This window comes from Parafrankia sp. EUN1f (genome assembly GCF_000177675.1).
In the GTDB taxonomy this organism is placed as follows: Bacteria; Actinomycetota; Actinomycetes; order Frankiales; family Frankiaceae; genus Parafrankia.
This window is the reverse complement of sequence record NZ_ADGX01000030.1, coordinates 1-26,520: the sequence shown is the minus strand read 5'-3', so window position 1 is coordinate 26,520 and position 26,520 is coordinate 1. Positions and strand designations below refer to the sequence as shown.

The window sequence follows — 26,520 nt, the reverse complement described above, 5'->3', positions numbered from 1 at the left end:
GACAGGGGCGATCAGCCATGCCGGAGACGGTCGCCTGGACGGCCCGGTTCGGGCCGTGAGCAGGATCACGGGGGCAGCCAGAGTCCTCGGCGGACGGCCGATGGCGCGTGGTCGGTGGCGGTGTGACACGGAGGCGTCGCGGGGCGGGCCGCCGAACTGACCCGTCGCTGGGCGAGACTGGAGCGATGCGAGCGAGACGTGAGGGGAGCGCGGGGCGTCAGGCGTCCGCGGGGCGCCAGGTGCCAGGGCGAGCCCGCGCGGTACGTGGGCCGGGCCGGGCACTGCGGAGGGCCGTGGCCGTCGGCGCCGGAGCCGCGCTGTACGCCGGGGTCTACGAGCGCACCGCGTACACGCTGCGCCGACGAGAGGTGCCCGTGCTGGCACCGGGGCGGCCGGACCTGCGTGTGCTGCACCTGTCGGACCTGCATGTGACCCCGAATCAGCGGGGCAAGTTCGCCTGGTTGTCGGATCTGGCCCGGCTGGTACCGGATCTTGTGGTGCTGACCGGTGACGTGCTGTCGTACCCGCAGGCCCAGGCACCGCTGATCGCCGCGCTCGAACCGCTGTTCGCCTTCCCCGGCCTGTTCGTCCCGGGGAACAACGACTACTACACGCCGACGCTCAGGAGCCCGCACCACTACATCAGGCGCGACAGTGCGCCGACGCGCCGGGGTGTGTCGCTCGACTGGGACGCGTTCGCGCTGGCCCTCACCACGGCCAGCGGCTGGCGGGAGCTGACGAACAGCCGGGCCTCGATGAAGATCGCGGGCCGGGTGCTGGACCTGCGCGGGGTCGATGACGCCAGGCTGCGCCGCGACCGGACCGCCCTGGTCTCGGGTCCGCCGGAGCCCGGTGCCGAGGTGGCCCTCGGGCTCACCCACACCCCGGAGCCACACGTGCTGGACGCCTTCACCGCCGACGGGGTGGACCTGATCCTCTCCGGGCACACGCACGGCGGGCAGATCCGGCTGCCGTACTACGGCGCGATCGTCACGAACTGCGGCATCGACCGGGCCCGCGCCTGGGGCCTGTCCCGGCACGAGGCGGGCGGACGGAGCTCGTGGCTGCACGTCTCCGCCGGGCTCGGGACGTCCCCGTTCGCGCCGTTGCGGTTCAACTGCCGGCCGGAGGCGACGCTGCTGACCCTCAAGGGCCGGGGCTGACCCTCCCGCTCCCGCGGGGCGGCGGAAGATGCCACCCCCCGCCGCCACACCTGCTTCGCCAGGTCTAGTACACTGAGCCACGGTCACGGGGTGTGGCGCAGCTTGGTAGCGCGCTTCGTTCGGGACGAAGAGGTCGTGGGTTCGAATCCCGCCACCCCGACCAGGTCAGGCCCGGTACTGAGAGATCAGTACCGGGCCTGATGTGTGTTTGGGCACCATTTGGGAGCCAAGTTGGCGAGACGGCTCCCAGCCCTGGTGCAGCCAGACGCTCAGACACCCGTACCTCGAAGTGGTCGAATCGGCCGAGTTCCGACGGAGAATGCAGTACGGTCGCGCCCACGCGGGCAAGTAGAGGTGAGGAGGGTTCATGTCGTACGAGCCGAAGCTCGCAGCAGCGCTGTCCGGCGCGACGATGGCCCAGCTCTCTCGCTGGCGTCACGCCTCCGGCGCAGGAGGCGCCGTCCTCGTGCCGGAAATCTCCGCCACCCGCCCCATCCTGTATTCATTCCGGGATGTGGTCGCGCTCCGCACCTGCGTGCGCCTGCGTCAAGAGACCTCACTGCAACGGATCCGCCGCGCAGTGGACTCCCTCAGGGACGATCTGGGGGAGCGCGAGCACCTCTCGACCTACCAGCTCGTCACCGACGGCGGCACGGTATATCTGGCCGATCCAGACCATGCCGTTGATCTGATCGGCCGCAAGGGCGGCAAGGGCAACCTCGTCATCCATCAACTCGTCGATGTCCTGGCCCCGTTCTATCGTGACGGCCGGCACATTCCCGATCTGCTCTCCCCCCGCCCCGACGTCGCGGTGGATCCAGCCGTACGTGGCGGTGAACCGGTGATCCGTGGCACCCGCGTCCCCGCCTCCGAGGTTGCAGCCCTGATCCGCGACGGAGTCCCGCCAGCGCAGATCGCCGACTTCTTCCCGGGGGTGAGTGCCGAAGCTGCCCTTGAGGCAACCGATTTCACCGACTACGTCGACAGCTACATCGGAAAGCCAACAGGTGCGAGCCGAGGCGCCGCTTGAAACTGCTGCTCGACGAGAACGTGCCGCATCCCATGGCTGACATCGTCCGCATCCTGTTCAGGACTCACCAGGTTATGCATGTCCATGACCCGCCCGGATGGGCTGGTACCAAAGACATCGAGCTGTACGGGAAGGCTCGCGTCGAAGGCTTCGAGGCAGTCCTCACCAACGACACCAAACAGATGAGCCGGGGCCTGGAGGTGGCTGCAATCGCAGCCTCCGGCCTTCACCGGATCGAGTACCACCAGAACAACAAGCACGGTGGCCTGATCGGCCTGGGGTCAGCGATCGCCACAGTCTGCGCGGGCCTTCCCCACGCTCTGGCCGAACTGTCGGTTGCAGGCGGCCAGCGACTGGTCTCACTCACATCTGTCGACCCGACCCGCGCCACTCGTGTCCGCACCATCGACCCCCAGGTGGACAAACCCAAATTCTGGCCCTCGGGCTGAACAGACGCGGCGAGGCTCCGGTGAAACTGGCCCGTCTCCAGGCCCTCGCGGAGGGGATGAAGGCCGTGGTGGGTCCTGAAGTCTTCGTAGTCCTTGATGTTGAGCGTGGCGAGCGGGCTGCGTGACGGGCTCAGTCGACGTCGCGGTATCGCTCGGCGTGGTTGAAGGCCAGAAACTCCTGCCGTCAAAGATCACGCGGGGACGCGCCTGACACCCAGGCTCGGTGTCGTGTTTCTCAGCGCTGCTTCTCGGCGTCGGAGAAGAGGAGAGTGGGCTCGGAGCGGAGGTCGCGGCCGGCCTCGCTCTGGTAGATCCCGCTGACGCTGCCGAACCGGGCCTGGGAGTAGTCGAGGTCGAGGAGCGCGGCGGCCTGGCGGACCGACGCCTCGTCGGGCCCCTCGACCTCGACGAAGGTGGGGAGGCCAGGCCAGGTGTCGAAGTCGAAGACGACTTCGCCCAGGCGCCACTCCTCGCGGTAGTTTTCCTGGTAGCCGACCTCGTGCACGCCGAGGCGGCGGAGGATCTCGGCCGTGGCGGCCATGTCTGTCACTTCGGTCTCGATCTCGGTGGTGCCGTCGATCGTCGTGGCGTCGGTGACCTGCTTGAGGGTCAGAGTGATGCGGGTGCCCTCGTCGCGCAGGCGGACCCAGGCGCCGTGGTCGAGGGTGCCACCTTCGAAGATCTTCCGGGTCAGGAGGGTGCGCCCGAACGCCTGGACGGCGCCCAGGTCGGCCAGCTTCGCCTGGAGGTCCGCGACGTCGACGCCCAGGAACTTGGCTTCGTACTCGTGCTTCATGATTCCCATTCTCGGCCGTGGCCCGCACGCCAGGGGCCCTGCGGCATCAGCCACCGCCGTCCAGCTCTCGAGCAGGCGAGCAGGAGGGGCAGGCGGTGGCGGGGAAGGTGCGCGCCCACAAAGTCGTCGGAGCGTACGATCGCTCCCTGGAGAAGATGCTTCTGAGATGGCAGAATCAGATTCCCAATCACGGGGCGGGGGTTCGCGCCCTCGTGGCTGAGATAGCGCGTCAATCGCGAGGGAGTCCTCATGAAAGCTGTCCGGGCCCGGGACGGTGCCGTGGCGGTCGTCGACCTGGATGAGCCGCCGGGATCAGGCGAGTTGTTGACCATCGCGTCCGCGAGCATCTGTAGTTCGGACCTCATGTATATCCGCTTTGGATTACAACAAGTGATAGGTCACGAGCTGTCCGGTGTGCGCGAGGACGGCTCCGGCGTGATCGTCGAGGCGATCATGAGCTGCATGGAGTGCGAGCTGTGCCGGACCGGGCGGTACAACCTCTGCGACACACACCGCCAGCGGGCGCTCGGAGCCACTGCCGACGGCGGGATGGCCGAGCAGTTCCGGGCGCCGGCCGAGCGGCTCGTCCCGATCCCGGCCGGGCTCGACCTGCGTGACGCCTCCCTGGTCGAGCCGGCCTCGGTCGCCTGGCACGCGGTGCGGCTCGCCGGAACCGGGCCGGCCACCAGGGTCGCCGTCGTCGGCGCGGGGGCGCTGGGCCTGATGGCTGTCGCGGGAGCACGGGCCCAGGGCGCGCCGGAGGTGGCCGTGGAGGCCCGGCACCCGCACCAGGCGGAGGCCGCCGAGCGCCTCGGCGCGACTCTCGGCCCCGTCGGGCTGTACGAGGTGGTCGTGGAGGCGGCCGGGACGCCGAGCGGCCTGGCGCGCGCGATCGAGCTGGTGGCACCGGGTGGCATCGTGGTCTGCATCGGCGTCCAGATGGGCAAGGTCGAGGTCGACTGGGGAACGCTGTTCCACCGGGAGGCGAGGCTCCTGCCCTCGATGGGCTACTGCGCGCATGAGACCGGCCGGGAGATGGCCGACGCCGCCGCGATGCTCGCCGCCGACCCCGAGATCGCCCGGACCCTCATCACCCATCGCTTCCCGATCGAAGACGCCGCGGAGGCGTTCCGCGTCGCGGCCGACCGCGAGGCCGGGGCACTGCGGGTGGTGGTGCAGCCGTGACGACGGTCGGCATCGCCACGGGGGCGGGGCGTGGCATGGGCCTCGCCTGCGCCCGGCGGATCGCCTCGGCGGTCGACATCCTGCTGCTCGTGGATCGGGACCCGTCGATCGCCGCGGTGGCGGCGGAACTGGCCGCGACGAGCCCCGCCGCCGTGGAGGGATTCGTCCTGGACGTCACCGACACCGCGGGGCTCGCCCGGCTGGCCGCGCGGGTCGGTGAGCTGGGCACGTTGCGCGCGGTCGCGCACGCGGCCGGGATCTCCCCGACGATGGCCGACTGGCGCCGGATCTTCACCGTGGACCTGGTCGCCACCGCGGCGCTGGCGCGGGCTCTGCGCCCGCTCACCACCGCCGGCACGGCCTCGGTCTACTTCGCCTCGATGGCACCGCTGCTGGGGATCGCCGCCGGGCACCACGCCGCCGACGACGTCCTGGACGACCCGCTGGCCGAGGACTTCCTCGACCGGATCCGCGCCGTGCTCGGCGAGCAGGCCGAGGATCCGGGCTGGGCCTACTCCTGGGCGAAGCGGGGCGTCCATCGCTTCGCCCAGCAGGAGGCGGTGCGGGTCGGCCCGCTCGGTGGCCGGGTCTGCTCGGTCTCCCCGGGCGTCATCGACACCCCGCAGGGCCGCCAGGAAGCCGAGCAGCACAGCAGCATGCAGCTGCTGGTCGACCGGACGCCGCTCCGCCGGCGCGGGCAGTCCGAGGACGTCGCCGACGTGGTCGCCTTCCTCCTCTCCTCGCAGGCCCGGTTCGTCAGTGGTATCGACGTACTCGTCGACGGCGGCGTCGTCGCGTCGGTTCGCGGACCGGCCGTGGCGCAGGCCGGGTCACCAACCTGATCTGATCGGGGAGAGTCCAGATGCCAGCTGCAGGCGAGCCTGTTGTTCTTGTCAGCACCCAGAACCGGGTCACGACGGTGACGCTCAACCGGCCGGCGGCGCGCAACGCGCTGAGCCGGGAGCTGTTACACCTGCTGTGGGACGCCGTCCTCGCGGCCGGGGCGGATCCCGAGGTGGACGCGGTGGTCCTCATCGGAGCGGACCCGGCCTTCTCGGCGGGGGTCGACCTCAAGGAGCTGTCGGGCGAGGCTGCGTCCACCACACCGTCCAAGGAGCCTGGCCAGGGGCCGGAGCGCTACGACAACGGGCTCTACCGGTTCCTGCCCGTCATCGACAAGCCGATCATCGGGGCGATCAACGGGGTGGCCGCGACCGGCGGCCTGGAGCTGGCCCTGCAGTGCACGTTCCTCGTCGCCTCCGAGCGGGCCCGGTTCGCCGACACCCACGCGCGCGTCGGCATCATGCCCGGGGGCGGCATCACCGTCCTGCTCGCGCAGTCGATCGGGCTTCGGCGAGCCATCGAGATGTCGCTGACCGGCAACTACGTGGCGGCACCGGAGGCGCTGCGCCTCGGTCTGGTGAACCATGTCGTGCCACACGAGGAGCTGCTGCCGTTCGCGCAGCGGCTCGCCGGCGACATCGTCAGCAACGACGCACGGGGTGTGCGCCGGCTGTTGGCCCACTACCGGCAGGTGGCGAACGCGGCGACGCTCGACGACGCGCACCGCGCGGAGGGGCTGCTGGCGGAGAGCTGGCGCCCGGGCACCAGCGACGTCGCCGCCCGCCGCGCGGCTGTCACCGAACGCGGCCGCAGCCAGACCCATCCCTGAGCATCACCGCCCTGACAGCGCCCTCCTGGCCATCGCGGGAAGTGCTGTGGCGGCTGAAAGGCTGTGGCGGCTGAAAGGCTGTGGCGGCTGAAAGGCTGTGGCGGCTGAAAGGCTGTGGCGGCTGGCGGTGCTCCGCGGAGCACCGCCAGCCGCCACCAGGCACCGACTCAGGCGGGGAGGGCGATCGTCTTGATCTCCAGGAACTCCTCGAGGCCGGCGACGCCGCTCTCACGGCCGATGCCGGACTGCTTGTAGCCGCCGAACGGCGCGTCCGGCGCGAAGTAGCTACCGCCGTTCACGCTCAGCGTGCCGCTGCGGATCCGGCGCGCGACGGCGAGTGCCCGGTCGTCGTCCCCGCTGATCACCGCACCTGAGAGACCGAAGATCGAGTTGTTGGCGATCTTCACCGCGTCGTCGTCGCCGTCGTGGGGGATCACGGCCAGGACCGGCCCGAAGATCTCCTCCTGCGCGATCTCGCTGTCCTGGTCGACGTTGGCGAGCAGGGTGGGCTCGTAGAAGAAGCCCGGGTCGATCTTCTTGCCGCCGGTGACCAGCGTGGCGCCGTCGGCGATCGCGCGCTGGACCATCGCGTCCACCTTCTCGCGCTGCTTCTCGCTGATCAGCGGCCCCATGTAGGTGTCCGGCTCGGACGGGTCGCCGACCTTGACGGCGGCCAGCATGCCGGCGACCTTCTCGACGACCGTGTCGTGCAGCTCGCGCGGGACGACGAGGCGTGAGGTGATCGCGCAGCCCTGGCCGGAGTGGGAGCAGATCGTGAACGCGGCCATCATGGCGGCCAGGTCGAGGTCCGCGTCGTCCAGCACGACCAGCGCGGACTTGCCGCCCAGCTCCAGGAAGGTCTTCTTCAGCGTGCGGCTGGCGACCTCCATGATCCGCCGGCCGACCGCGGTCGAGCCGGTGAAGGTGATCATGTCGACGTCCGGGTGCGTGGTCAGCACCTCGGAGGCCTCGACGTCCACGGCGGTGATGACGTTCACGACGCCGGCCGGGATGTCGGTCTCGTTGAGGATCAGCTCACCGAGCGCGAGCGCGAGCAGGGGAGTGTCAGGCGCGCCCTTGAGGATCACGGTGCAGCCCGCGGCCAGCGCCGGGGCCAGCTTCGCGAGGGCGAGCTGGGTCGGGTAGTTGTAGGCGACGATCGCGGAGACGACGCCGGCCGCCTCCCGCTCGATCCAGCGCTTGTTCGGCCGGCCGAACGACTCGGCCACGCCCAGGTCCTGGGTGAACGAGTAGTCCGCGAGGAGATCCGCGTAGTACTTGACCAGGGCGATCGGCGCTCCGAGGGCCGGGCCGTCGGTGATCTGCCGGGGGTGGCCCACCTCGGCGATCGTCAGCTCACGGAGCTCCTCGGTGTGCTTGACGAGGGCGTCGTGAAGCTGGTTGAGGCAGCGGACGCGGAACTCGACGTTGGTCGACCAGTCCGTCTCGTCGAAGGCGCGCCGGGCGGCCTTGACCGCCGCCGTGACCTGCTCAGCTGTCGCGTCCGCAGCCGTGCCGACGACCGCACCGGTGGTCGGGTTGATCGAGTCGACCGTCCGCTCGGTCTCGACCAGCTGCCCGTCGATCAGTAACCGCTTCACAGCCGCGCTCCTCGTTGATGTCAGTGATCACTACTGGCTCGCCTGGAGCCAGGGTGAGGTCCGTGATGGTCCGCGAGGTGCGCGCGGCGACCTCGGCGAACACCCGCGGTGTTCGCCGCATCGCGCCTGAAGATCCGCACCCCGACCTCTTTTCGCGAACGCGGGCCCAGGGGTGGACTGATCGGGATCACGGCACGGGAAAACCGTGCTTGACCCGTTTGCGTCCTGACCGCTCTCGTCGCATTCGTGTCTTAATCCTACTTGCGCCGAATTCGGAGTCAACTGATTGGCCGGGCCGGGGCGGGCCGGGCAGCCGGGCCGGAATTGATCAGTCGGCGGATCTTCGGCGGGGCATCGTCAGGTCCCGCCTGGAGAGTGCCCGAAGAGCGGTGAGCCGCCCTCCACGGCCTGCACTCCATGAGCGTTCCGCCAGGTCCGCTGGCCCGGCGGTGACCGTCAGGCCCGCTGGCCCGGCGGTGACCGCGGCGGCGCCGGGGGACCGCCGCCGGGGAAATCACCCTGACGTCCGCGGGAATTTGGCTGGCGGGTCCCGGTGTTAGGTGGATCCGGTGGAATACGCCGACGACATCCGGGCGGCTGAGTCGTACGTCAACTTTTCGGGAAAATATTCCCGTATCGCATGTGGGGGCGTGCCGCAAGCGATCAGGTCCCGCGGAAGATATCGCGCCGATTGTAATGACCGGCGCACATCGCCGCGGCTGCCGCGGCTGGAGTTGCTTCTGCGCAAGGCTTGAGAGGTTTGGTCGCCGGAACGACCAAACTCCTCAACGCTTCGAGCCGTGGCTTCGAACTTCCGCCGCGACAGGAGTTGCTCCCAAGCAAGGTCCGAGGGTCTTGGGCGCCGGAACGACCAAGACCCTCAGGCCTTCGGGTGGTGGCTTCGACCGGGGCGGACGGGGTCCGGCCGGTTCCGCCACGTGAGCGGTCCCGGCCGGCGCGGTCCCCGGTGCCGGTCAGTAGGCGCGGGCGACGAGGCAGACGAGATCGGCGTCGTCCGTGTCCGCGGACGGCAGCTCGCCGTCGGGGGTCTGCAGACACCGGACGGTCACGGACTCCTCGGCCAGCCGTGCCTCACCGTCCTCACCGACCAGCCGCCAGGGCAGCCGCGCGAAGCCGGTCCCGGCCGCCTCGACCGCCTCGGCGAGCGAGGTGACGTCCGCGGTGCGGGCCTCCCGAAGCTCCAGGGCCTGCGCGTAGATGGTTGCCTGTACATCGTCGAGCAGCGCCGGCACCCGGGCGGCGACGTCGGTGAGCGGCACGGGGTGCTTCTCCCCGGTGTCCCGGCGGGCCACCGTCACGTTGCCGGCGGCGAGGTCGCGCGGGCCGATCTCGACCCGGACGGGGATGCCCTTGAGCTCGGCGTCGGTGACCCGGCGGCCGAACGACAGCCCCGGCCGGGCATCCAGGCTGACCCGCACACCGGCCGCGGTGAGCGCGTCGGTGATCTCACGGGCCTTCGCGACCACGGCCTCGTCGTCACGAACCGGCAGCACGATCACCTGGGTCGGCGCCAGCGCGGGCGGGATCCGCAGCCCGTTGTCGTCGCCGTGAGCCATGATCAGCCCGCCGATCATCCGGGTCGAGCTGCCCCAGGACGTCGTCCAGGCCAGGTGGCGGCCGCCATCGGCGCCGAGGAAGTCGATGTCGAAGGCGCGGGCGAAGTTCTGGCCGAGCTCGTGGCTCGTGGCCATCTGCAGCGCCTTGCCGTCGCCCATCATCCCTTCGCAGGTCATCGTGTTCGTGGCGCCCGCGAAGCGCTCCTTGCGGGTCTTGGCGCCGACGAACACCGGCAGCGCGAGCTTCGAGACCATGAAGTCGCGGTACACGTCGAGGGCGATCCGGCGGGCGTAGGCGGCCGCGTCGGCCTCGTCCGCGTGCGCGGTGTGGCCCTCCTGCCAGAGGAACTCGCTGGTGCGCAGGAACAGCCGCGGGCGCAGCTCCCACCGGACGACGTTCGCCCACTGGTTCAGCAGCAGCGGGAGATCGCGGTAGCTCTGCGTCCACTTGGCCATGTACTCGCCGATGACCGTCTCGCTCGTCGGGCGGACGACGACCGGCTCGGCCAGTTCCTTGCCGCCGCCGTGGGTGACGACGGCAAGCTCCGGGCTGAACCCCTCGACGTGCTCGGCCTCCCGGCGCAGGTAGCTCTCCGGGATGAACAGGGGGAAGTAGGCGTTCACCGCGCCCGCGGCCTTGATCCGGGCATCGATATCGGCCTGCATCCGTTCCCACAGCGCGTAGCCGTACGGCCGGATGACCATGGTGCCGCGGACCGGACCGTTGTCGGCGAGCTCGGCCTTGTCGAGCACGTCCTGGTACCAGCGTGGGAAGTCGGTGGAACGGGGGGTGATAACAGCCACGTCGTCCACGATATTGCGTCGTCCCGGCGGAACGACGGACGCGGCCCGCCCCCCGTGGACGGGCCGGTCCGGGCGGACAGTCGAGGTCCGGGCGGACGGTCGATCAGTCGATCAGTCGATCAAGGGAATCGGTGGTCGACGGTCAGCGTGCGGCGGCTGTCTCCCCGTGGCCCGGGTGCCGCGGCTCCCGGAAGACGAGCGAGAGATCCACGTCGCCGTGGTGACTGACGAGTGACGCGGTCGGCGGGACCAGGATCATCGCGCTGGTCAGGTCGGCCGCCGTCGCGCCGGGGGCGAGGATCAGTTCGTGCTCGACGTTTAATCCGGACCGCACCGTGACGACCTCCGCCAGCGACGGCGGCGGGCCACCGGATACGGGTCTGGGTTCCGGCATGAGCTCGCCGGTGTCGACGGTGTTCATCGTGCGGGCTGCCTTCCTGTGGCTGGCGGTCACCGATTTCGGCGGTGCGGCACGCGTGGGGTCTCACCAGCGGGGCTGGGGGTTCCGCGGGGGATGCCCTGTGTCGTGGCCGTGCTGCGCTGCTGTGCTGCGCCGTGCAGCGTCGGGTCGCGCTGGGTCGTTGACCACTTGGCGTGTTTCCGGGCGCACCTGAAAACACCTCCCCGACTCAGTGGATGCGACCCGATGACTCTTCGGGCGCGACCCAATGCTGTCAGCTACCGATCTCTTGCTTTGTAGCAAACGATGGCTCGGCGAGGAAGGCAAGGGCCTATCTGTGGTCAGAGCCGGACGTCTGGTGACGCAGGGCGAAGGTCCCGTTCACCTGCGTGATCAGACGTCCGATTGATCCGTTCGCTACGGGTTGTGGGCAGTGTGCAGCGGATCGTGTCTGGCCGTGGTCTCGTGAACGGGAGGTGGCCGCGGCCCACGAGCTCGGCGCTCGCAGTAGTGAATTCGGTGTGCGCCTGGATGACCTGGGCTCGTCGGCGGGGTCGCATTGAAAGTGATTTCCATCACAGGAAGGACGTCCAGTGTGTGCCGGCGGCGGGTCCCACTGTCGGGTTGGCGCTGTTGCGCGGTGTTGCTGGTGCGTGATGTGAGTGTCGGGAAGTCCGACCGGACGGGTCGCCAAAGCGCTGGAGGGTCGACGATCGTGGCACCGAGTCGTCGCCCAACTACCTTTGGTGCCTGCGGTGCGGGTGGCGGCACACCTGATGGGACGGGCAGTTCGGTGCACCGAATGTGTTCCGGTTGGAGTGCGGTTCATGTTCGCCGACGTTCACCGTTCGTTCATCCGGCCTCGCTTCGATTCTCGCCGGCACCCCGAACGGGGGGCGGGACCAGATCGGCGCCGCGAGGCGCGAAGACGAAGGATTGCTCGTGAACCTAGGCAAGCGTCAGGTAGTCGCGGGCCTTGCCGCCGCGGCACTGCTCTCACTCGCCGCGTGTGGCTCGGACGACAACAGCGAGCCGGAGGCGGGGGGCACTGCGCCGTCCTCGTCGGCCACCAAGAGCGCGATCGACTGTGCCACCGGTTCGATCACCGGCGGCGGCTCGTCCGCGCAGAAGAACGCGATGGACGAATGGGTCAAGGCGTACCAGGACGAGTGCAGTGGCGCCACCATCAACTACCAGTCCTCCAGCTCGGGCCAGGGTCGCCAGAACTTCATCGACAAGCAGGTCACCTTCGCGGGTTCCGACTCCGCGCTGAAGGATGACCAGAAGACCAAGGCGGACGAGCGCTGCACCGGCGGTGTCGCGGCCGACATCCCGATGGTCGTCGGCCCGATCGCGCTGATCTACAACCTTGACGGCGTCAAGGACCTGAAGCTGAAGCCGGCCACGGTCGCCAAGATCTTCTCCGGCGCGATCACCAAGTGGAACGACCCGGCGATCGCCGCCGACAACAGCGGCGCGACCCTGCCCGACGCCGCGATCCAGTCGGTGCACCGCTCGGACAGCTCCGGCACGACCGACAACTTCACGAAGTTCATCCTCGGCACCGCCAAGGCCGACTGGAACTTCGAGGGCGGCTCCGACTGGAAGGCCCCCGGCGGCCAGGGCGCCAAGGGCAGTGACGGCGTGACCTCCACGGTCAAGTCCACCGCCAACGCGATCGGCTACGTCGAGCTCTCCTACGCCGAGAACGCGGGCCTGTCCACGGCCCAGGTCGGCAACGCGGCGGGCGAGTTCGTCGCGGTGAGCACCGACGGCGCGTCGCTCGGTATCAGCACCGCCAAGGTCGCCGACGGTGACGACCTCAAGCTCACCTTCGACTACGCCACCGCCACCAAGGGTGCGTACCCGATCTACCTCGCCAGCTACGAGATCGTGTGCACCGCCGGCAACGACGCCGCCGCCGCGCCGCTGCTGAAGAGCTTCCTGACCTACACCGCCTCCGAGGAGGGTCAGAGCGCCGCCGCGGACCTCGGCTACGCGCCGCTGCCGGACAGCATCGCCACGAAGGTGCGCGCCGTCATCGAGAAGATCGCCTGATCAACATCCCGGCGTGACGCTCTAACAGCACATCACTTCCGCGGCCGGGGCCCTGACGCCCCGGCCGCGGAAGCCGTGGTTCTCCGGGCCGTCGTGGGTCCGCGGTCACTGGTCATCGGTTGTCGATCACCGTTTCCGGGCCGTGATTCGTGCGTCGACCCCTGAGGGAGGAAGAGTCGAGGTAGGTAGGGATGACGACGGAGCCGGACAGCCCGGCAGACGCCGGGACACGGGGGACCGGTTCTCAGACCACCCCGGCCGCGACGGAGCCGAGCGTTCCCGCGCAGCCGACCGCTGAGAAGCCCGACGAGGTGTCCACCGACGTGACACCCGGCGAGGCGGTCAGCGAGGCGGTCAGCGAGAGCGAGGCGGTCAGCGAGACCGCCGCGGCCAGCGATAGCACGGCTTCCAGCGACAGAACGGCAGCCAGCGTGAGCGCGGCGGTCCGCGAGAGCGTGCCGGTCAGCGAGACAAAGGGGGACCTCACCCCCCGCGAGATCTCGCCGGAGCCTGGCGCCAAGCCGAAGATCGGCCTGGCCGACACCCTGTTCAAGAACCTGACCAGGACGGCGGGCATCGGCCTGCTGGTTCTCATCGGGCTGATCGCGCTGTTCCTGGTGCTGCGTGCCTGGGACGCACTGAGCGCCAACGAGGGCAACTTCTTCACCACCGAGACGTGGGGGGCGAACGACACGCCGCCCGTGTTCGGTGTGGCGGCGCTTCTGTTCGGCACGTTGCTCTCCGCGGTCATCGCGCTCGCCATCGCGATTCCGGTGGCGGTCGGCATCGCTCTGTTCATCACCATCTACGCGCCCCGCAGGATGGCCTCCGCACTCGGCTACGTCGTGGATCTGCTCGCGGCGGTGCCCAGCGTCATCTACGGCCTCTGGGGCCTGCTCGTGCTCGCCCCGCACTTCAACGGGACGCAGATGTGGCTGAACGACTACTTCGGCTGGATCCCGCTGTTCGATGTCGGCGAGGGCTCGGTCGGCCGGTCGGTCTTCCTGGCGAGCGTGGTTCTCGCGATCATGGTTCTTCCCATCATCGCGGCGCTTTCCCGTGAGGTCTTCCTGCAGGTTCCCATCACCCACCGGGAGGCCGCGCTCGCACTCGGCGCGACCCGCTGGGAGATGATCCGGACCGCGGTCATCCCCTACGGGAAGCCGGGTGTCATCAGCGCCTCCATGCTGGGCCTGGGCCGCGCGATGGGTGAGACGATCGCGGTCGCCCTGGTTCTTCCCTCCACCTTCAACATCTCCTGGAACATCCTGAAGCCGGCGGGCAACACGATCGCGGCGAACGTCGCGAACGGCTTCGGCGAGGCCAACGACATCGGCCGCGGCGCGCTCATCGCGTCCGGTCTTGTGCTGTTCGTCGTCACAATGGTGGTCAACATGATTGCTAGGGCCGTCATCGCGCGGCGTCGCGAGTTCTCGGGCCGAGCGGCATGACGGCCACGACCATGCCGGCCGCCCCGGCCGGGCACCAGTCGCTGAACCTGCGTGGGCAGACGCTTCGGACGCCCGTCCTGGGCGCCATCGCGGTCGGCGCGGTGGCCCTCACGGCGCTGCTCTACCTGGTGACGTCCATTCACAGCCGGATCCAGTTCGTCCTGATCGTGCTGCTGCTGTTCTCGATCGGCCAGACCGTCGCCTCCGTCCTGGTGGAGGGTGCCCGGCGCGCGCGGGACCGCCTGGTCACGACGCTGGTCTACGGGTCCTTCCTGCTCGCCCTCATCCCGCTGGTCGCGGTGCTGGTGGCCGTCATCGAGCGCGGTGCCAAGCGCCTCGACATGGACTTCCTGACGCACTCGATGCGCGGCATCGGTGCGCGGGACGCCGGCGGCGGTATCTACCACGCGATCATCGGGACGCTGGAGCAGGTCGGGCTCGCCAGCCTCATGGCGGTGCCCTTCGGCCTGCTCGTCGCCGTCTACCTCGTCGAGTACGGCACGGGCCGGATCAGCCGGGTGATCAGCTTCTTCGTCGACGTGCTGACGGGTCTCCCGTCGATCATCGCCGGTCTGTTCGTCCTCGGTTTCTGGATTCTGGCGCTCGGCCAGCCGTTCACCGGTTTCGCCGGCTCGCTCGCCCTCACGATCCTGATGGTTCCGGTGGTCGTGCGCTCGGCCGAGGAAATGCTGAAACTCGTGCCGGACGAACTGCGGGAGGCCAGCTACGCGCTCGGTGTGGCCCGCTGGCGGACGATTCTCAAGATCGTGGTTCCGACCGCGCTGCCCGGAATCGTGACCGGTGTGATGCTGGCGGTCGCTCGTGTCGCCGGTGAGACGGCTCCGCTGCTCCTCACGGTGTTCGGTGACAACTCGATCAACATGAACCCGTTCGACGGTGAGCAGTCGGCCCTTCCGCTGTACATCTACTCGCAGGCAGGGCAGCCCCAGCAGGTCGCCATCGACCGGGCCTGGGCCGCGGCACTCACCCTGATCATCATCATCATGCTGCTCAATCTGATCGCTCGGTTCGTGGCGAGCCGTGCGAAGGTCAAGTAGCCCCTGATGAGCGCCGTCACCCGCCCGGGGAGCCCGGAATCAGCCCGGGCTCTGCCGGTATCCGGAGCACCGCCGAATCCACCGAAAGCAACGAACCGACCGACCGCACAACCAGCTGAGTCGAGGTAGCAATGGCCACCCGTATCGAGATCTCGGGCCTGACCGCCTACTACGGGAAGTTCAAGGCCGTAGCCGATGTGAACCTGACGATCGAACCGAAGAGCGTCACGGCCTTCATCGGGCCGTCCGGGTGCGGGAAGTCGACCGTGCTGCGGACGCTGAACCGTATGCACGAGGTCCTTCCCGGAGCCCGGGTGGAGGGCAAGGTGCTCCTGGACGGCGAGGACCTATACGGTCCCGGCGTCGACCCGGTCAACGTGCGCCGCAACGTCGGAATGGTTTTCCAGCGCCCCAACCCGTTCCCGACGATGTCGATCTACGAGAACGTCATCGCGGGCCTGAAGCTCAACGGCGTGCGCAAGAAGTCGCTGCTCGACGAGCGGGTCGAGGAGTCGCTGAAGGGCGCGAACCTGTGGGACGAGGTCAAGGACCGCCTCAACCGGCCCGGCGCGGGCCTGTCCGGCGGCCAGCAGCAGCGGCTGTGCATCGCCCGTGCCATCGCGGTCGAACCGCAGGTGCTGCTGATGGACGAGCCCTGCTCGGCGCTTGACCCGATCTCCACGCTGGCGATCGAGGACCTCATCCAGAAGCTTCGGTCCAGCTACACCATCGTCATCGTCACCCACAACATGCAGCAGGCGTCCCGGGTGAGCGAGACGACCGCGTTCTTCTCCCTGGAGAAGACGGGGGATCCGGGGCGGCTCGTGGAGTACTCGACCACGTCCCAGATCTTCAGCAATCCGAAGGAGAAGCGGACCGAGGACTACATCTCCGGGCGGTTCGGCTGAGGCCCTCCGGGGTTCCCGGATCCGCGGAAGCACAGGCGGCGGCCGGCTCCCTGGGGGCCGGCGCGCCGATCCTGGCGGAGCCCGATCTCGGCCGCCGTCCGCTGCTGCTCATCGCGGACAGCGAGGCGGACGACGAGCTGCTGCCCGCGCTGCGGGACCAGGGGATCGAGGTCGCCGTCGTCGCGGACGGGGCGCTGGCGCTGGTGGAAATCGGGCGCCTCGCACCGTCCGCGGTGCTTCTCACCGCGAACCTTCCGGTTGTCGATGGAGTGACCGTGGTCCGGACGGTCCGCTCCGCGCAGGCCCGCACCACCACGCCGATCCTGTTCGCGGTCGGCCCGGATGAGCGTGAGCAGGCGGCGGCCGCCCTCGAGGCCGGGGCGACGGTCTGTCTGGGCAAGCCCTTCCGGATCCACGAGGTTCTCGCCATGGTCGGTGCCGTGGGCGGGCCGGCGGGCCTGGGCGCGGGACCGATCGCGGCCGCCGGCACCGGCACCGGCACCGTCGGCGGGGCGGGGCGGGGCGGGGGCGGGTGCAGCGGCCTCGACCGGGCCGGGAACCGGAGCCGTCCCGTCGGCCATCGAGCGCTCCGAGGTACTGCGCTCCGGCCCGGTCGTGCTGGACGTCGACGCGCACGAGGTGACGGTCCACGGCCGCACCGTGCACATGCCGCCGCGGGAGTTCCGGCTGCTGCGGCTGCTGCTCGGGCACGCCGGCCGGGTGGTCACCCGGGAGATGCTGCTCACCGAGGTCTGGGGATCGCCCGACACCGACCCCAACACGCTGGCCGTGCATGTCCGCAGACTGCGCCGCAGGCTGGGAGATCAGAGCGCCCCCGAGTCGCCGGCAGGGCCGTCCGCCGGCCGGTCGACCGGACGAGTGCTCGGCGAGACCCGGCCGCCGTTGATCGAGAGCATCCGCGGCATCGGCTACCGCTTCCGCGCCCACCCCAGCTGAGCACGTCGGAGCTGAGCACGCCGGAGTCGAGAATTCCGGAGCTGAGCACGCCGGAGCTGAGAATTCCGGAGCGCAGAGCTCCGGCTCAGGTCGGAAGCGCGTAGACGCCTGGCGCGCACCGCACGACGAGACCGTCGGCGAGCAGCCCGGCGAGGGCCCGGTCGCGCTGGACGGGCTCGTCCCACACCTGATCGAGCAGCTCCTGCTCGACGGGCCCGGTGGCGTCGCGGAGCACCGCCAGCAGCCGTCCGCGGACCTGCCGATCCGTGCCGGCGTACCCCTGCGGACGTCGCGCCGGGGCGTCGGAGGGCGGGCTGCCGGCGGCCAGCCACCCGCAGTGCTCCTGGACGGGGCACGCCGGGCAGCGGGGCGCCCGCGCGACGCAGACCAGCGCACCCAGCTCCATGAACGCCGCGCTGGCCCGGGCCGCGGTCTCCGGATCCGCCGGCAGCAGGTCCGCGACCAGCTCCAGGTCCCGCCGGGACACCGCCGTCGGGCCGGCGGCGGTGCCCTCCACCGCCCGGGCGACGAACCGCCGGACGTTGACGTCGATCACCGCGTGGCGCTGCCGGAAGGCGAACGCGGCGACGGCCCGGGCGGTGTAGCTGCCGACGCCGGGCAGGGCCAGCAGGTCGTCCAGCTGGTCGGGAACGGCGCCGCCGTGCCGCTCGACGATGGCGCCCGCCGCCTGATGCAGCCGCAGCGCGCGGCGCGGGTAGCCGAGGCGCCCCCATTCCCGCACGGCCTCGCCGGATGGTTCGGCGGCGAGGCTGGCGGGGGTGGGCCACCGCCGCAGCCAGGTCTCCCAGACCGGCAGGACCCGGTGCACGGGGGTCTGCTGCAGCATGATCTCGCTGACGAGCACCCCCCACGGACCTGCCTCCGGGCGGCGCCACGGCAGCTCCCGGGCGTGGGCGCCGAACCAGTCCACGGCCAGGTCCGCGAGCGCGGGGCCGGCGGGCGGCGGCTGGTATGTGCGCGCCTGGACTGTGACCGTCTCGCCCGCCGTCGCGGTCATGGACGTCGATGTCGTCATCGACACCATCGTGCCATCCACGCGGCGGGGGCCTGGGGCCAGGCGCCGGTTGATCGGCGGGATGCCTCCAGATGCCGCGGTCAGGTCCCTGAAGGCGGGTCAGGCCGCAAAGGAGACCTGGACGGAGCCGAGGCCGCTGATCGTGGTCTCGAAGGCGGACCCGGGGGTGACGGGAACCATCGGGCCGAGGGCGCCGGTAAGCACGATGTCGCCGGCCCGCAGCGCGATGCCCAGCTCGTGCAGGGTGCTCGCGAGCCAGACCGCGGAGTTCAGCGGCCCGCCGAGACAGTCGGTCCCGCAGCCACGGGAGACTTCCTCTTCCCCTGCGCGCAGCGTCATCGTGACCTCGCGAAGGTCGACGTCGGTGAGCCGGACGGGCCGGCCACCCAGGACGAACAGCCCGCTGGACGCGTTGTCCGCGACGGTGTCGACGATGGTGATGTCCCAGCCGGCGACCCTGCTGTCGACGATCTCCAGCGCGGGCAGCGCGTAGTCGCAGGCGCTGATGAGGTCGGCGACGGTGTACGGACCGGCTGGCAGATCGCGGCCCAGGACGAGGGCGACCTCGGCCTCGATCTTCGGCTGCAGCAGCCGCCCGGACGGCACTTCGCCGCCGTCCGGCACCGCCATGTCCGCCAGCAGCGCACCGCAGTCGGGTTGGTCCACCCCGAGCTGGCGCTGCACCGCGGGCGACGTGAGCCCGACCTTGCGGCCGACCAGGCGGCGGCCGGCGGCCAGCGCCGCGTCGACGTTGTGCTGCGCGACGGCGTAGGCGGTGGCGATGTCGCCGGCGGGAAGCTGCGTGCGCACCGGAGGACACGGCTGCCCGGTGCGCTCCGCCTCGGCGAGGACCGCGGCCACCCGCGTCACCGCGCTGTCGGCGCTGGCAGCGGCGATGGTGCCGTTCGAGCCGGTCATCGGATCTCCTGACGCGTCGGTGCGGTGTCTCCGGTCCAAGCCTCCATTGTGATCGTCAGTAACATTCGCTGCCCGAACGTCAGCGCTGGGCGTCAGCGCTCCCCGGAGCGCAGGCCGTCCTCCAGCGCCTCGGCGTATGTAGCAGCCGAGACCTCGATGCTGCAGGATGTGCGGCGTGCTCGGCCTGTACCCGTGGTCGTGAGAGCGGGGGAGAAGACGTTGGTGCGCGCGGTGCTCGCCGAGACGATGCGGGGTGGCCGGCCTGACAGGCCGGCCGGAGCCGCCGGGCCAGGTGGGCCTGACGGGCCGGGTGGGCCTGACGGGCCGGCGCTACGTGCCGCGCTGCGCCGCGCCGGTGTCAGTGATCTCGATGACAGCTCGCTGACCAGGTCGCTGTACTCGTCCGACGCGTCCCTCTACCGGGTCCAGCCGCGGATCGTCGTCCGCCCGCGTGACGCCGACGAGGTACTGGCTGCCCTGGACGTCGCCCGCGCGCTGTCCGTTCCGGTGACGTCCCGCGGCGCGGGTACGTCGATCGCCGGCAACGCCGTGGGCAGTGGCATCATCGTCGACTTCTACCGGCACATGAACCAGCTGCTCGACGCCGATCCGGAGGCCGGCACAGCCACCGTCCAGCCGGGCATCGTGCAGGCAGCGCTGCAGCGGGCGGTGGGCCCGGACGGCTGGCGGTTCGGCCCGGACCCGTCGACGCACAACCGGTGCACGATCGGCGGGATGATCGGCAACAACGCCTGCGGCTCGCGGGCGCTGGGCTACGGCCGGACCGCGGACAACGTGCTGGGCCTCGACCTCGTCACCGGCACCGGGGACCGCCTTGCCTGCGGCACCCTCGCGACCGCGACGTCGGGTGCGTCAGGCGAGGCGCGGGTCGTGGGTGAGCTGCGTGAGCTGATCGGCGGCTCGCTGGCCGTGGTGCGCACCGAGCTGGGCCGGTTCGGCCGGCAGGTGTCCGGCTACTCGCTGGAGCACCTGCTGCCGGAACGGCACTTCGATCTCGCCCGCGCCCTGGTGGGCAGCGAGGGCACACTCGGGGTCGTGCTCGCGGCGCAGCTGCGGCTGGTCCGCGACCCGGCGCACCGCGTCCTGGTGGCGCTGGGCTACCCGGACATGCAGACCGCGGCCGACGCCGTGCCGGCCATCCTCCCGTTCGGGCCGGTGGCCTGCGAGGGGCTGGACGTCAGCATTGTCGACGTGGTCCGTCGCGGCCGCGGGGCGTCGAGCGTCCCGCCGCTGCCGCGCGGTGACGGCTGGCTGTTCGTCGAGCTGGCCGGCGACGATCCCGGCGCACTGGGGAAGACGGCTCGTGCGCTGGCCGCCGAGGCCGGCGCGCTCGAACATCGGGTGATCACCGACGCCGCGCAGATGGCCCGGCTCTGGCGGATCCGGGAGGACGGGTCCGGTCTGGTGGCCCGGACCGCCGACGGAACGCCCGCGCACGCCGGGTGGGAGGACGCCGCGGTCCCGCCGGAGCGCCTCGGCGGCTACCTGCGCGAGTTCCGCGCGTTGCTGCACGACCACGGGCTGACCGGGGTGCCCTACGGCCACTTCGGTGACGGCTGCGTGCACATCCGCATCGACTTCCCGTTCGACCGCGCCGACGGCAGGGCCCGGTTCCGTGAGTTCCTCTTCGACGCGGCCCGGCTGGTCGCGGCGCACGGCGGCTCGATGTCCGGCGAGCACGGCGACGGCCGGGCCCGCGGCGAGCTGCTGCCGCTCATGTACTCGCCGGCGGCTATCGATCTGTTCGGCCGGGTCAAGGCGCTGTTCGACCCGGACAACCTGCTCAACCCCGGGGTGATCGTCGATCCGGCACCGGTCGACGCCGACATCCGCGTCGCCGCCGCCAGGCCGCGCCGTGACGGGCTCGCGCTCGCCTACCACGACGACCGCGGCGACCTGTCCATGGCCGTGCACCGCTGCACCGGGGTGGGTCGTTGCATAGCCGGGCCCGGCGGAGCCGGCAATGTCATGTGCCCGTCCTACCTCGCCACCCGGGAGGAGAAGGACTCCACCCGGGGGCGCGCCCGCGCGCTGCAGGACGCGGTGGCCGGGAACCTCGGGCCGGCGGGGCTTGCCGCGCCGGAGGTGCACGAGGCACTCGACCTCTGCCTGTCCTGCAAGGGCTGCGCGTCCGACTGCCCGACCGGCGTCGACATGGCCTCCTACAAGGCGGAGGCGCTCTACCAGAAGTACCGTCACCGGCTGCGGCCCCGCGCGCACTACCTGCTCGGCTGGCTGCCGCGCTGGCTGCGGCTGGCGGCGGCGGTGCCGGGCGCGGCAGGCGTGCTGAACACGGTGGCGGGCTGGGGTTGGGCGCGCCCGCCAGGCGCCTGGCTGGCCGGCATCGACCGGCGTCGCGAGCTGCCACGGCTGGCGACGCGCACCTTCCGGTCATCCGCCCGGTCATCCGCCCGGTCAGCCGGACGAACTCCGCCAACCCGCACGGACGCCGGCGAGGCCGGTCGACGGGGCGAGGTCGTACTCTTCGTGGACACGTTCTCCAACCACTTCAGCCCATCGGCCGCGCACGCCGTCGTCGAGGTGCTGGAACGGGCCGGCTGGGCGGTGCGGCTGCCGGACCGTCAGGTCTGCTGTGGGCTCACCTGGTTCTCGACCGGGCAGCTGTCCGGTGCGCGCCGGCAGATGACACGCACTGTTGCCGAGCTGCTGCCGCATGTCCGCGCCGGCCGGCTGGTCGTCGGCGTCGAGCCGAGCTGCACGGCGGCACTGCGGACGGACTCCGTCGAGCTGCTGGCCACGCCCGAGGCACAGGATGTGGCGGGCGCCGTCCGCACCCTGGCCGAGCTGCTCGAGTCGACGCCGGGCTACCAGCCACCGCCGCTCGCGGCGGCGGGACCGCTGATCGCACAGCCGCATTGCCACCACCACGCGGTCCTCGGCTGGTCGGCCGACGCGCGGCTGCTGGCCGGCGCGGGTGCCGACGTCCAGCAGCTCGGCGGCTGCTGCGGCCTGGCTGGAAACTTCGGCGTCGAGCGCGGGCACCATGACATCTCGGTGAAGGTCGCCGAGCAGCAGCTGCTGCCGGCCGTGCGCGCGAAACCCGAGGCAACGGTGCTGGCGGACGGCTTCTCGTGCCGGACCCAGCTGGACTCGCTGACCGGGCGCCACGGTGTGCATCTGGCCGAGCTGCTTGTCGCGGCGTTGCGGGCCGGCGATGCCGACGACGAGACCGGGCCGCCGCCTGGGAGGGCCTCAGGGCTCGCGTCGAATGGCTGATGGTCGATGCCACATAGCGGACCACAGGAATGTCTCGGAAGCTCGGGAGCCCGGAAAATGGATTTCCGTCCGCGAGAACAATGATCCTGAGAAGTGGTGACGGAAATTATCCGGCCTGCGGGCCGGAGCGGCGGCCCGGCCGGTGAAGAAGACGGCCGGCCGGGCTACACGTAGCGTTCGAGGATGCTCGACTCGGCAAGCCTGGACAGGCCCTCGCGGACGGCGCGGGCCCTCGCCTCGCCGACACCCTCCACCGCCTGCAGGTCGTCCACCCCGGCGGCCAGCAGCTTCTGCAGGGTTCCGAAGTGGTCGACGAGCCGGTCGACCACCATCCGGGGCAGCCGCGGCACCTTGGCCAGCATTCGGTAGCCACGGGGGCTGATCTGACGGTCGAGGATGTCCGCTCCTCCGGAGAAGCCGATCACCCGGGCGATGACGGTGAGGTCCAGCAGGTCCGTCGGGGACATGGCCGACAGTTCCGCGAGGACCTGAGCCGCCGTGCCCGCACGTGAGCCGACCGGCAGGTAGTCGCGGACGGTCAGCTCACGTTCCGTCTCGACGCCGGCCATCAGCTCCTCGAGCTGCAACGACAGCAGTCGGCCGTCGGTACCGAGCTCGACGACGTAGCTTTCGATCTCGTCGGCGATCCGGCGCACCATCTCCAGCCGCTGGCTCACCGAGATGGCGTCGCGGACGGTGACGAGATCCTCGATCTCCAGTGCGGAGAGGGTGCCTGCCACCTCGTCGAGTCGCAGTTTGTAACGCTCAAGTGTGGCCAGCGCCTGGTTGGCGCGGGAGAGGATCGCCGCCGCCCCGTCGAGCACATAGCGGCGGCCCACCACATAGAGGGCGATGATGTGCATCGACTGACTGACGGAGATCACCGGGAGGCCGGTCTGCTTGGCGACCCGCTCCGCGGTGCGGTGCCGAGTGCCGGACTCCTCGGTGGGGACCGTCGGATCGGGAACCAGATGCACCGCGGCCCGCACGATGCGGGTGAGATCGGACGAGAGCACGATCGCGCCGTCCATCTTCGCCAGCTCGCGCAGGCGGGTGGCGGAGAACACCACGTCCAACTCGAACCCGCCGGTGCACAGGCCCTCCACGACCTTGTCGTGGCCGAGCACGATCAGTGCTCCGGTATGACCACGCAGGATGCGCTCAAGACCATCACGGAACGGAGTTCCGGGCGCGACCGCGGCGAGTGTCGCCCGGAAGATGTCATCCCCGGGTGCTCCTGCCATCAGGCTCCCTCGTTGTTCTTCGACGTCCTGACCGTCGAACGCCCCCGTCGTGTCGTGCTCGTCACCTGCGATGGTATCGGTAGGCCTCGTCTGGATGAGCGCAGCCACGGCGCCATCTCACCATATCCGGCAATTGCAAATCATGTTCATTCGTCGTACATGTGAGCAATGGCCGCGATAAGGTCCGGTACTTCCTGCACGGACAACCCGTCCGGCGGATCACCGCAACCGGTCGGGACGAGCGCGCGCCGGAAGCCCAGCCGGGCCGCCGCGGCCAGGCGCTGACGGATCGCGCCGACCGCCCGGACCTCGCCCGCCAGGCCCACCTCGCCGATCGCGACCAGATCACCCGGCAACGGACGGTCCCGCGCCGCGCTCACGGTGGCCAGCGCGACCGCCAGGTCCGCGGCGGGCTCGGCGAGCCGGACACCTCCGACAGTCGCGGTGTAGACGTCGGCGCGCCCGAACCGGACCCGCGCCCGCCGCTCCACCACGGCGAGGATCATCGCCACCCGCGCCGCGTCCAACCCGGAGACCGCGCGCCGCGGGACCTGCGCCGACGCCTCGGCGACCAGCGCCTGCACCTCGGCGACCAGCGGCCGGCGGCCCTCCACGGTCACGGTGACGCAGGTGCCGGGCACGGAGGTCGGCCCCGCCCCGCCCGAGCGGGAAAGGAACAGCCCGCTGGGATCGGCGACCTCACGGATGCCGGAGTCATGCATCTCGAAGCAGCCGACCTCGTCCGCGGCGCCGTACCGGTTCTTGCCCGCGCGCACGAGGCGGAGCGTGGAGTGCCGCTCGCCCTCGAAGTGCAGGACGACATCCACCAGGTGCTCCAGCAGCCGCGGACCGGCGACCGCGCCCTCCTTGGTGACATGGCCGACGAGCACGGTCGCCAGCCCCAGGGCCTTCGCGGTGCGGATCAGGGCCCCGGTGACCTCACGCACCTGGGTCACCCCGCCGGCGGAGCCGTCGAAGCTCGCCGACGAGATCGTCTGGACCGAGTCGACGACGAGCAGGGCGGGCTGGACCTCCTCGACGTGCGTCAGCACCGCACCGAGATCGGTCTCCGCGGCCAGCCACAGATCCGAATGCAGCGCGCCGGTGCGACCGGCCCGCAGCCGGACCTGGGCGGCGGACTCCTCACCGGTGATGACCAGTGCACGGGACCCCGCCGCGGCACTGCGCGCGGCGACCTCCAGCAGCAGGGTGGACTTGCCCACGCCGGGCTCGCCGGCGAGCAGGATCACCGCGCCGGGGACGAGCCCGCCACCCAGCACCCGGTCGAGCTCGCCGATGCCGGTGGGGCGCCTGCGGGCAGCCGTCACGTCGACGGCGGTGACGGGCGTGGCCGGGGCCGTCACCGGCGCGGCCGCGCCCAGCCGGATCGAACCGCCCAGCCCACCCATCGGCGCACCGGGCTTTCGCGGGGCGGACGCCTGCGCCTCCAGCGTGCCCCAGGCCTGGCAACGCGGGCAGCGGCCGGCCCACCGGACCGCCTCCGCCTCGCACGCGGAACAGCGGAAGCCGCCGGCGGGATTGCGGGAGCTCGCGCCGTTCCGGGACGACGCCCGCCCGAGACCACCAGCCGGGCGCCCCGTGGGACCAACAGAGGACATGACGGTCACGGTAGCCGCCAGGTCCGACAGCCCGAGTCACACAGCCCTGCACCGGCCCCACCGGCCCCGTCGGCCCCGTCGGCCCCGTCACAGCCTCCGCCTCGGGCCGCCGCACAGCACCAGAAATTCTCGCCAAATAAGGGCAAATAGGAAATGGGGGCGCTCGACAAGCAGCAAGAAGTGAGGATTTCGGTTGCTGCAGCAGCCAGGGTCCTCACTTCTTGCTCGGCGGCAGCGGTGGCAGCGGAAGCCCGATGCTCGAGATTCTGCGACGAGCTCTCCAGCGACCAGAAGCCTCCACTCTTGCGTGGAAGCAGCGCAGGACGCCGGTCCGACGACCCGGTTCGAACTGACCCCGGGCCGGGTTGGACGGACCAGTGGATCAGCGGGCCGGCGTCGCCTCGGTGCTCGCCGGTGCGGACGCCGCGGCGGACGTGGCCCCGGTGGCGGGCAGCTCGGTCGAGGTCGCCCCGGCGGACGCCGTCGCGGCGGCGGTCGGCTCGGCGGTGGTGGCCTGCGTGGTGGGCGCGGTCGCCGCGGCCGAGGCGCCGGGGGCCGGCTTCTCGACCGGAACGTCGAGCGTGACGCTGCCCGACTTGGCGAACGTGAACGTCACCGGGATCTCGTCGCCGACCACCAGATCCTCGGTGAGGCCGGTCAGCGTCGGCGCGGACCCGTTGGCGATGTAGATGTTGCCGCCGCCGGGTCGAATGATCGACGGGGACGGCGCGGTACCGCCACTCGCGGACGGAGAGGAAACATTGATGAGGCTGTCGTCCTCGGCGCCTCCGTTGAACACCGCGGAGATGATCTGCGCGCTGTCGCCCTTGTCCGCGGGGCCTGCCACGTACACGTTCCGCAGGGTGACGGAGCCGACGGCCCCGCTCACCGAGTTGGTCGTGGTGCGGGCGGCGTTGGTGAGTGCGTCCGTCCCGGAGGCGCACCCGCTGAGGGCGGACGCGGCGATGGCTGCCGCGGCGAGAGATGACGTGACGATGGCCCGTCGACGCGCACGGCTGCGGAGACCAACGGTTACGTCGGCCCCGGCCGTGGTGTGCAGCGGACCACTGGTGTCGGTGGCTTCGGCGGGCGACGTCCCCTCGAAGGTGGACATCGCGGAACGAGCACCCAGACGGCGGCTCACGGCTCGGTGGCTCCTCCTGCGCAGGGACCGGCGCGCCTTGCGCGTCGGTGCCGAACGGTCGTGACCGGTCAGGTGGCCGTTGCGGGGATCCGCAGCGGCCGGCGCGCGCCGGTGTGGCCGCGGACACATCCGACCAGCGGAAAGTCCATGGCACACCGGAAGCGCACCCGTGCCACCCGCGAGACCCAGGCC

General features: G+C 70.9%; 21 protein-coding genes, 1 tRNA gene and 1 pseudogene. 14 read left to right on the top strand and 9 right to left on the bottom strand.

The annotated features are described in order from the left end of the window. The first annotated feature begins 293 nt into the window (after positions 1-293). The 4 genes from FREUN1FDRAFT_RS11630 to FREUN1FDRAFT_RS11615 all read left to right on the top strand — a co-directional run bounded on the left by FREUN1FDRAFT_RS11630 (position 294) and on the right by FREUN1FDRAFT_RS11615 (position 2,642). Complete coding sequence (locus tag FREUN1FDRAFT_RS11630) at positions 294-1,163, top strand: metallophosphoesterase (protein ID WP_006540230.1); 870 nt, start codon at positions 294-296, stop codon at positions 1,161-1,163. Between the two features lie 86 nt (positions 1,164-1,249). Further along, positions 1,250-1,326 (top strand) — tRNA-Pro (locus FREUN1FDRAFT_RS11625). Positions 1,327-1,530: 204 nt separating this feature from the next. Beyond that, positions 1,531-2,193: a DUF433 domain-containing protein gene (locus FREUN1FDRAFT_RS11620; RefSeq protein ID WP_006540229.1), complete on the top strand. Its 663-nt coding sequence runs from the start codon at positions 1,531-1,533 to the stop codon at positions 2,191-2,193. Further along, entirely contained in the window at positions 2,190-2,642 is a 453-nt protein-coding gene (locus FREUN1FDRAFT_RS11615; protein WP_006540228.1) for a DUF5615 family PIN-like protein, read from the top strand. The genes FREUN1FDRAFT_RS11620 and FREUN1FDRAFT_RS11615 overlap by 4 nt, the downstream gene beginning before the upstream one ends. 235 nt (positions 2,643-2,877) lie before the next feature. Here the strand turns inward: FREUN1FDRAFT_RS11615 and FREUN1FDRAFT_RS11610 are convergent, their stop codons facing one another. Beyond that, entirely contained in the window at positions 2,878-3,438 is a 561-nt protein-coding gene (locus tag FREUN1FDRAFT_RS11610; protein ID WP_006540227.1) for a class IV adenylate cyclase, read from the bottom strand. Between the two features lie 249 nt (positions 3,439-3,687). Between FREUN1FDRAFT_RS11610 and FREUN1FDRAFT_RS11605 the strand changes: the two genes are divergently transcribed. Genes FREUN1FDRAFT_RS11605 through FREUN1FDRAFT_RS11595 form a run of 3 tightly spaced genes read left to right on the top strand, consistent with a single transcriptional unit; the run spans position 3,688 to position 6,295 of the window. Further along, positions 3,688-4,623, top strand: a complete 936-nt coding sequence (locus tag FREUN1FDRAFT_RS11605; RefSeq protein ID WP_006540226.1) for a zinc-binding dehydrogenase — start codon at positions 3,688-3,690, stop codon at positions 4,621-4,623. Beyond that, positions 4,620-5,465: an SDR family oxidoreductase gene (locus FREUN1FDRAFT_RS11600; protein ID WP_006540225.1), complete on the top strand. Its 846-nt coding sequence runs from the start codon at positions 4,620-4,622 to the stop codon at positions 5,463-5,465. Before FREUN1FDRAFT_RS11605 ends, FREUN1FDRAFT_RS11600 begins: the two co-directional genes overlap by 4 nt. A 20-nt stretch (positions 5,466-5,485) precedes the next feature. Continuing rightward, positions 5,486-6,295: an enoyl-CoA hydratase gene (locus FREUN1FDRAFT_RS11595; protein WP_006540224.1), complete on the top strand. Its 810-nt coding sequence runs from the start codon at positions 5,486-5,488 to the stop codon at positions 6,293-6,295. Positions 6,296-6,462: 167 nt separating this feature from the next. Here FREUN1FDRAFT_RS11595 and FREUN1FDRAFT_RS11590 read toward each other — a convergent pair whose 3' ends face one another. The 3 genes from FREUN1FDRAFT_RS11590 to FREUN1FDRAFT_RS11580 all read right to left on the bottom strand — a co-directional run bounded on the left by FREUN1FDRAFT_RS11590 (position 6,463) and on the right by FREUN1FDRAFT_RS11580 (position 10,698). After that, complete coding sequence (locus tag FREUN1FDRAFT_RS11590) at positions 6,463-7,896, bottom strand: aldehyde dehydrogenase family protein (protein ID WP_006540223.1); 1,434 nt, start codon at positions 7,894-7,896, stop codon at positions 6,463-6,465. A gap of 974 nt (positions 7,897-8,870) precedes the next feature. Next, positions 8,871-10,277, bottom strand: coding sequence for a proline--tRNA ligase (gene proS, locus FREUN1FDRAFT_RS11585; protein ID WP_035951334.1), 1,407 nt, complete (start codon positions 10,275-10,277; stop codon positions 8,871-8,873). 142 nt (positions 10,278-10,419) lie between these two features. Further along, on the bottom strand, positions 10,420-10,698 hold the full coding sequence (locus tag FREUN1FDRAFT_RS11580; RefSeq protein WP_006540221.1) for a hypothetical protein: 279 nt from the start codon (positions 10,696-10,698) through the stop codon (positions 10,420-10,422). A 921-nt stretch (positions 10,699-11,619) separates the two neighbouring features. On the opposite strand from FREUN1FDRAFT_RS11580, the gene pstS reads away from it, so the two are divergent. The 6 genes and pseudogenes from pstS to FREUN1FDRAFT_RS46155 all read left to right on the top strand — a co-directional run bounded on the left by pstS (position 11,620) and on the right by FREUN1FDRAFT_RS46155 (position 17,109). After that, positions 11,620-12,735: a phosphate ABC transporter substrate-binding protein PstS gene (pstS, locus tag FREUN1FDRAFT_RS11575; RefSeq protein ID WP_006540220.1), complete on the top strand. Its 1,116-nt coding sequence runs from the start codon at positions 11,620-11,622 to the stop codon at positions 12,733-12,735. Positions 12,736-12,926: 191 nt separating this feature from the next. Next, entirely contained in the window at positions 12,927-14,186 is a 1,260-nt protein-coding gene (gene pstC, locus FREUN1FDRAFT_RS11570; RefSeq protein ID WP_006540219.1) for a phosphate ABC transporter permease subunit PstC, read from the top strand. Then, positions 14,183-15,244, top strand: a complete 1,062-nt coding sequence (gene pstA, locus FREUN1FDRAFT_RS11565) for a phosphate ABC transporter permease PstA (RefSeq protein WP_006540218.1) — start codon at positions 14,183-14,185, stop codon at positions 15,242-15,244. Before pstC ends, pstA begins: the two co-directional genes overlap by 4 nt. Before the next feature lie 131 nt (positions 15,245-15,375). Further along, positions 15,376-16,152, top strand: coding sequence for a phosphate ABC transporter ATP-binding protein PstB (gene pstB, locus FREUN1FDRAFT_RS11560; RefSeq protein WP_006540217.1), 777 nt, complete (start codon positions 15,376-15,378; stop codon positions 16,150-16,152). 203 nt (positions 16,153-16,355) lie between these two features. Then, a pseudogene (locus FREUN1FDRAFT_RS46160) lies at positions 16,356-16,526 on the top strand (DNA-binding response regulator); the annotation flags it as partial. Between the two features lie 241 nt (positions 16,527-16,767). Then, on the top strand, positions 16,768-17,109 hold the full coding sequence (locus FREUN1FDRAFT_RS46155; RefSeq protein WP_006540215.1) for a winged helix-turn-helix domain-containing protein: 342 nt from the start codon (positions 16,768-16,770) through the stop codon (positions 17,107-17,109). A gap of 85 nt (positions 17,110-17,194) precedes the next feature. On the opposite strand, the gene FREUN1FDRAFT_RS11545 is transcribed toward FREUN1FDRAFT_RS46155, so the two are convergent. Together FREUN1FDRAFT_RS11545 and FREUN1FDRAFT_RS11540 are read right to left on the bottom strand one after the other, a co-directional pair. Beyond that, the gene (locus tag FREUN1FDRAFT_RS11545; RefSeq protein WP_006540214.1) at positions 17,195-18,154 is read right to left on the bottom strand and encodes an A/G-specific adenine glycosylase; all 960 of its coding nucleotides are present in this window, start codon (positions 18,152-18,154) and stop codon (positions 17,195-17,197) included. A gap of 90 nt (positions 18,155-18,244) precedes the next feature. Further along, entirely contained in the window at positions 18,245-19,063 is an 819-nt protein-coding gene (locus FREUN1FDRAFT_RS11540) for a 2-keto-4-pentenoate hydratase (protein ID WP_006540213.1), read from the bottom strand. A gap of 156 nt (positions 19,064-19,219) precedes the next feature. Here FREUN1FDRAFT_RS11540 and FREUN1FDRAFT_RS11535 point away from each other — a divergent pair, with 156 nt between their 5' ends. After that, complete coding sequence (locus tag FREUN1FDRAFT_RS11535) at positions 19,220-22,321, top strand: FAD-binding and (Fe-S)-binding domain-containing protein (protein WP_006540212.1); 3,102 nt, start codon at positions 19,220-19,222, stop codon at positions 22,319-22,321. A gap of 164 nt (positions 22,322-22,485) precedes the next feature. On the opposite strand, the gene disA is transcribed toward FREUN1FDRAFT_RS11535, so the two are convergent. From disA to FREUN1FDRAFT_RS11520, 3 genes are all read right to left on the bottom strand, one after another. After that, positions 22,486-23,565, bottom strand: a complete 1,080-nt coding sequence (disA, locus tag FREUN1FDRAFT_RS11530) for a DNA integrity scanning diadenylate cyclase DisA (protein WP_006540211.1) — start codon at positions 23,563-23,565, stop codon at positions 22,486-22,488. 146 nt (positions 23,566-23,711) lie between these two features. Further along, positions 23,712-25,184 carry a DNA repair protein RadA gene (gene radA / locus FREUN1FDRAFT_RS11525; RefSeq protein WP_035951323.1) on the bottom strand — a complete coding sequence of 491 codons (1,473 nt, stop codon included), beginning with the start codon at positions 25,182-25,184 and terminating at the stop codon, positions 23,712-23,714. A gap of 382 nt (positions 25,185-25,566) precedes the next feature. Then, complete coding sequence (locus tag FREUN1FDRAFT_RS11520; RefSeq protein WP_006540209.1) at positions 25,567-26,328, bottom strand: hypothetical protein; 762 nt, start codon at positions 26,326-26,328, stop codon at positions 25,567-25,569. Positions 26,329-26,520 lie beyond the last annotated feature (192 nt).

Excerpts from the sequence above, each read along its gene's own strand:
- FREUN1FDRAFT_RS11620 (WP_006540229.1), top strand. The coding sequence starts at position 1,531 with ATGTCGTACGAGCCGAAGCTCGCAGCAGCGCTGTCCGGCGCGACGATG.
- FREUN1FDRAFT_RS11610 (WP_006540227.1), bottom strand. The coding sequence starts at position 3,438 with ATGAAGCACGAGTACGAAGCCAAGTTCCTGGGCGTCGACGTCGCGGAC.
- FREUN1FDRAFT_RS11605 (WP_006540226.1), top strand. The coding sequence starts at position 3,688 with ATGAAAGCTGTCCGGGCCCGGGACGGTGCCGTGGCGGTCGTCGACCTG.
- FREUN1FDRAFT_RS11595 (WP_006540224.1), top strand. The coding sequence starts at position 5,486 with ATGCCAGCTGCAGGCGAGCCTGTTGTTCTTGTCAGCACCCAGAACCGG.
- FREUN1FDRAFT_RS11580 (WP_006540221.1), bottom strand. The coding sequence starts at position 10,698 with ATGAACACCGTCGACACCGGCGAGCTCATGCCGGAACCCAGACCCGTA.
- pstC (WP_006540219.1), top strand. The coding sequence starts at position 12,927 with ATGACGACGGAGCCGGACAGCCCGGCAGACGCCGGGACACGGGGGACC.
- pstA (WP_006540218.1), top strand. The coding sequence starts at position 14,183 with ATGACGGCCACGACCATGCCGGCCGCCCCGGCCGGGCACCAGTCGCTG.
- pstB (WP_006540217.1), top strand. The coding sequence starts at position 15,376 with ATGGCCACCCGTATCGAGATCTCGGGCCTGACCGCCTACTACGGGAAG.
- FREUN1FDRAFT_RS11545 (WP_006540214.1), bottom strand. The coding sequence starts at position 18,154 with ATGGTGTCGATGACGACATCGACGTCCATGACCGCGACGGCGGGCGAG.
- FREUN1FDRAFT_RS11540 (WP_006540213.1), bottom strand. The coding sequence starts at position 19,063 with ATGACCGGCTCGAACGGCACCATCGCCGCTGCCAGCGCCGACAGCGCG.
- FREUN1FDRAFT_RS11535 (WP_006540212.1), top strand. The coding sequence starts at position 19,220 with ATGCTGCAGGATGTGCGGCGTGCTCGGCCTGTACCCGTGGTCGTGAGA.
- disA (WP_006540211.1), bottom strand. The coding sequence starts at position 23,565 with ATGGCAGGAGCACCCGGGGATGACATCTTCCGGGCGACACTCGCCGCG.
- radA (WP_035951323.1), bottom strand. The coding sequence starts at position 25,184 with ATGTCCTCTGTTGGTCCCACGGGGCGCCCGGCTGGTGGTCTCGGGCGG.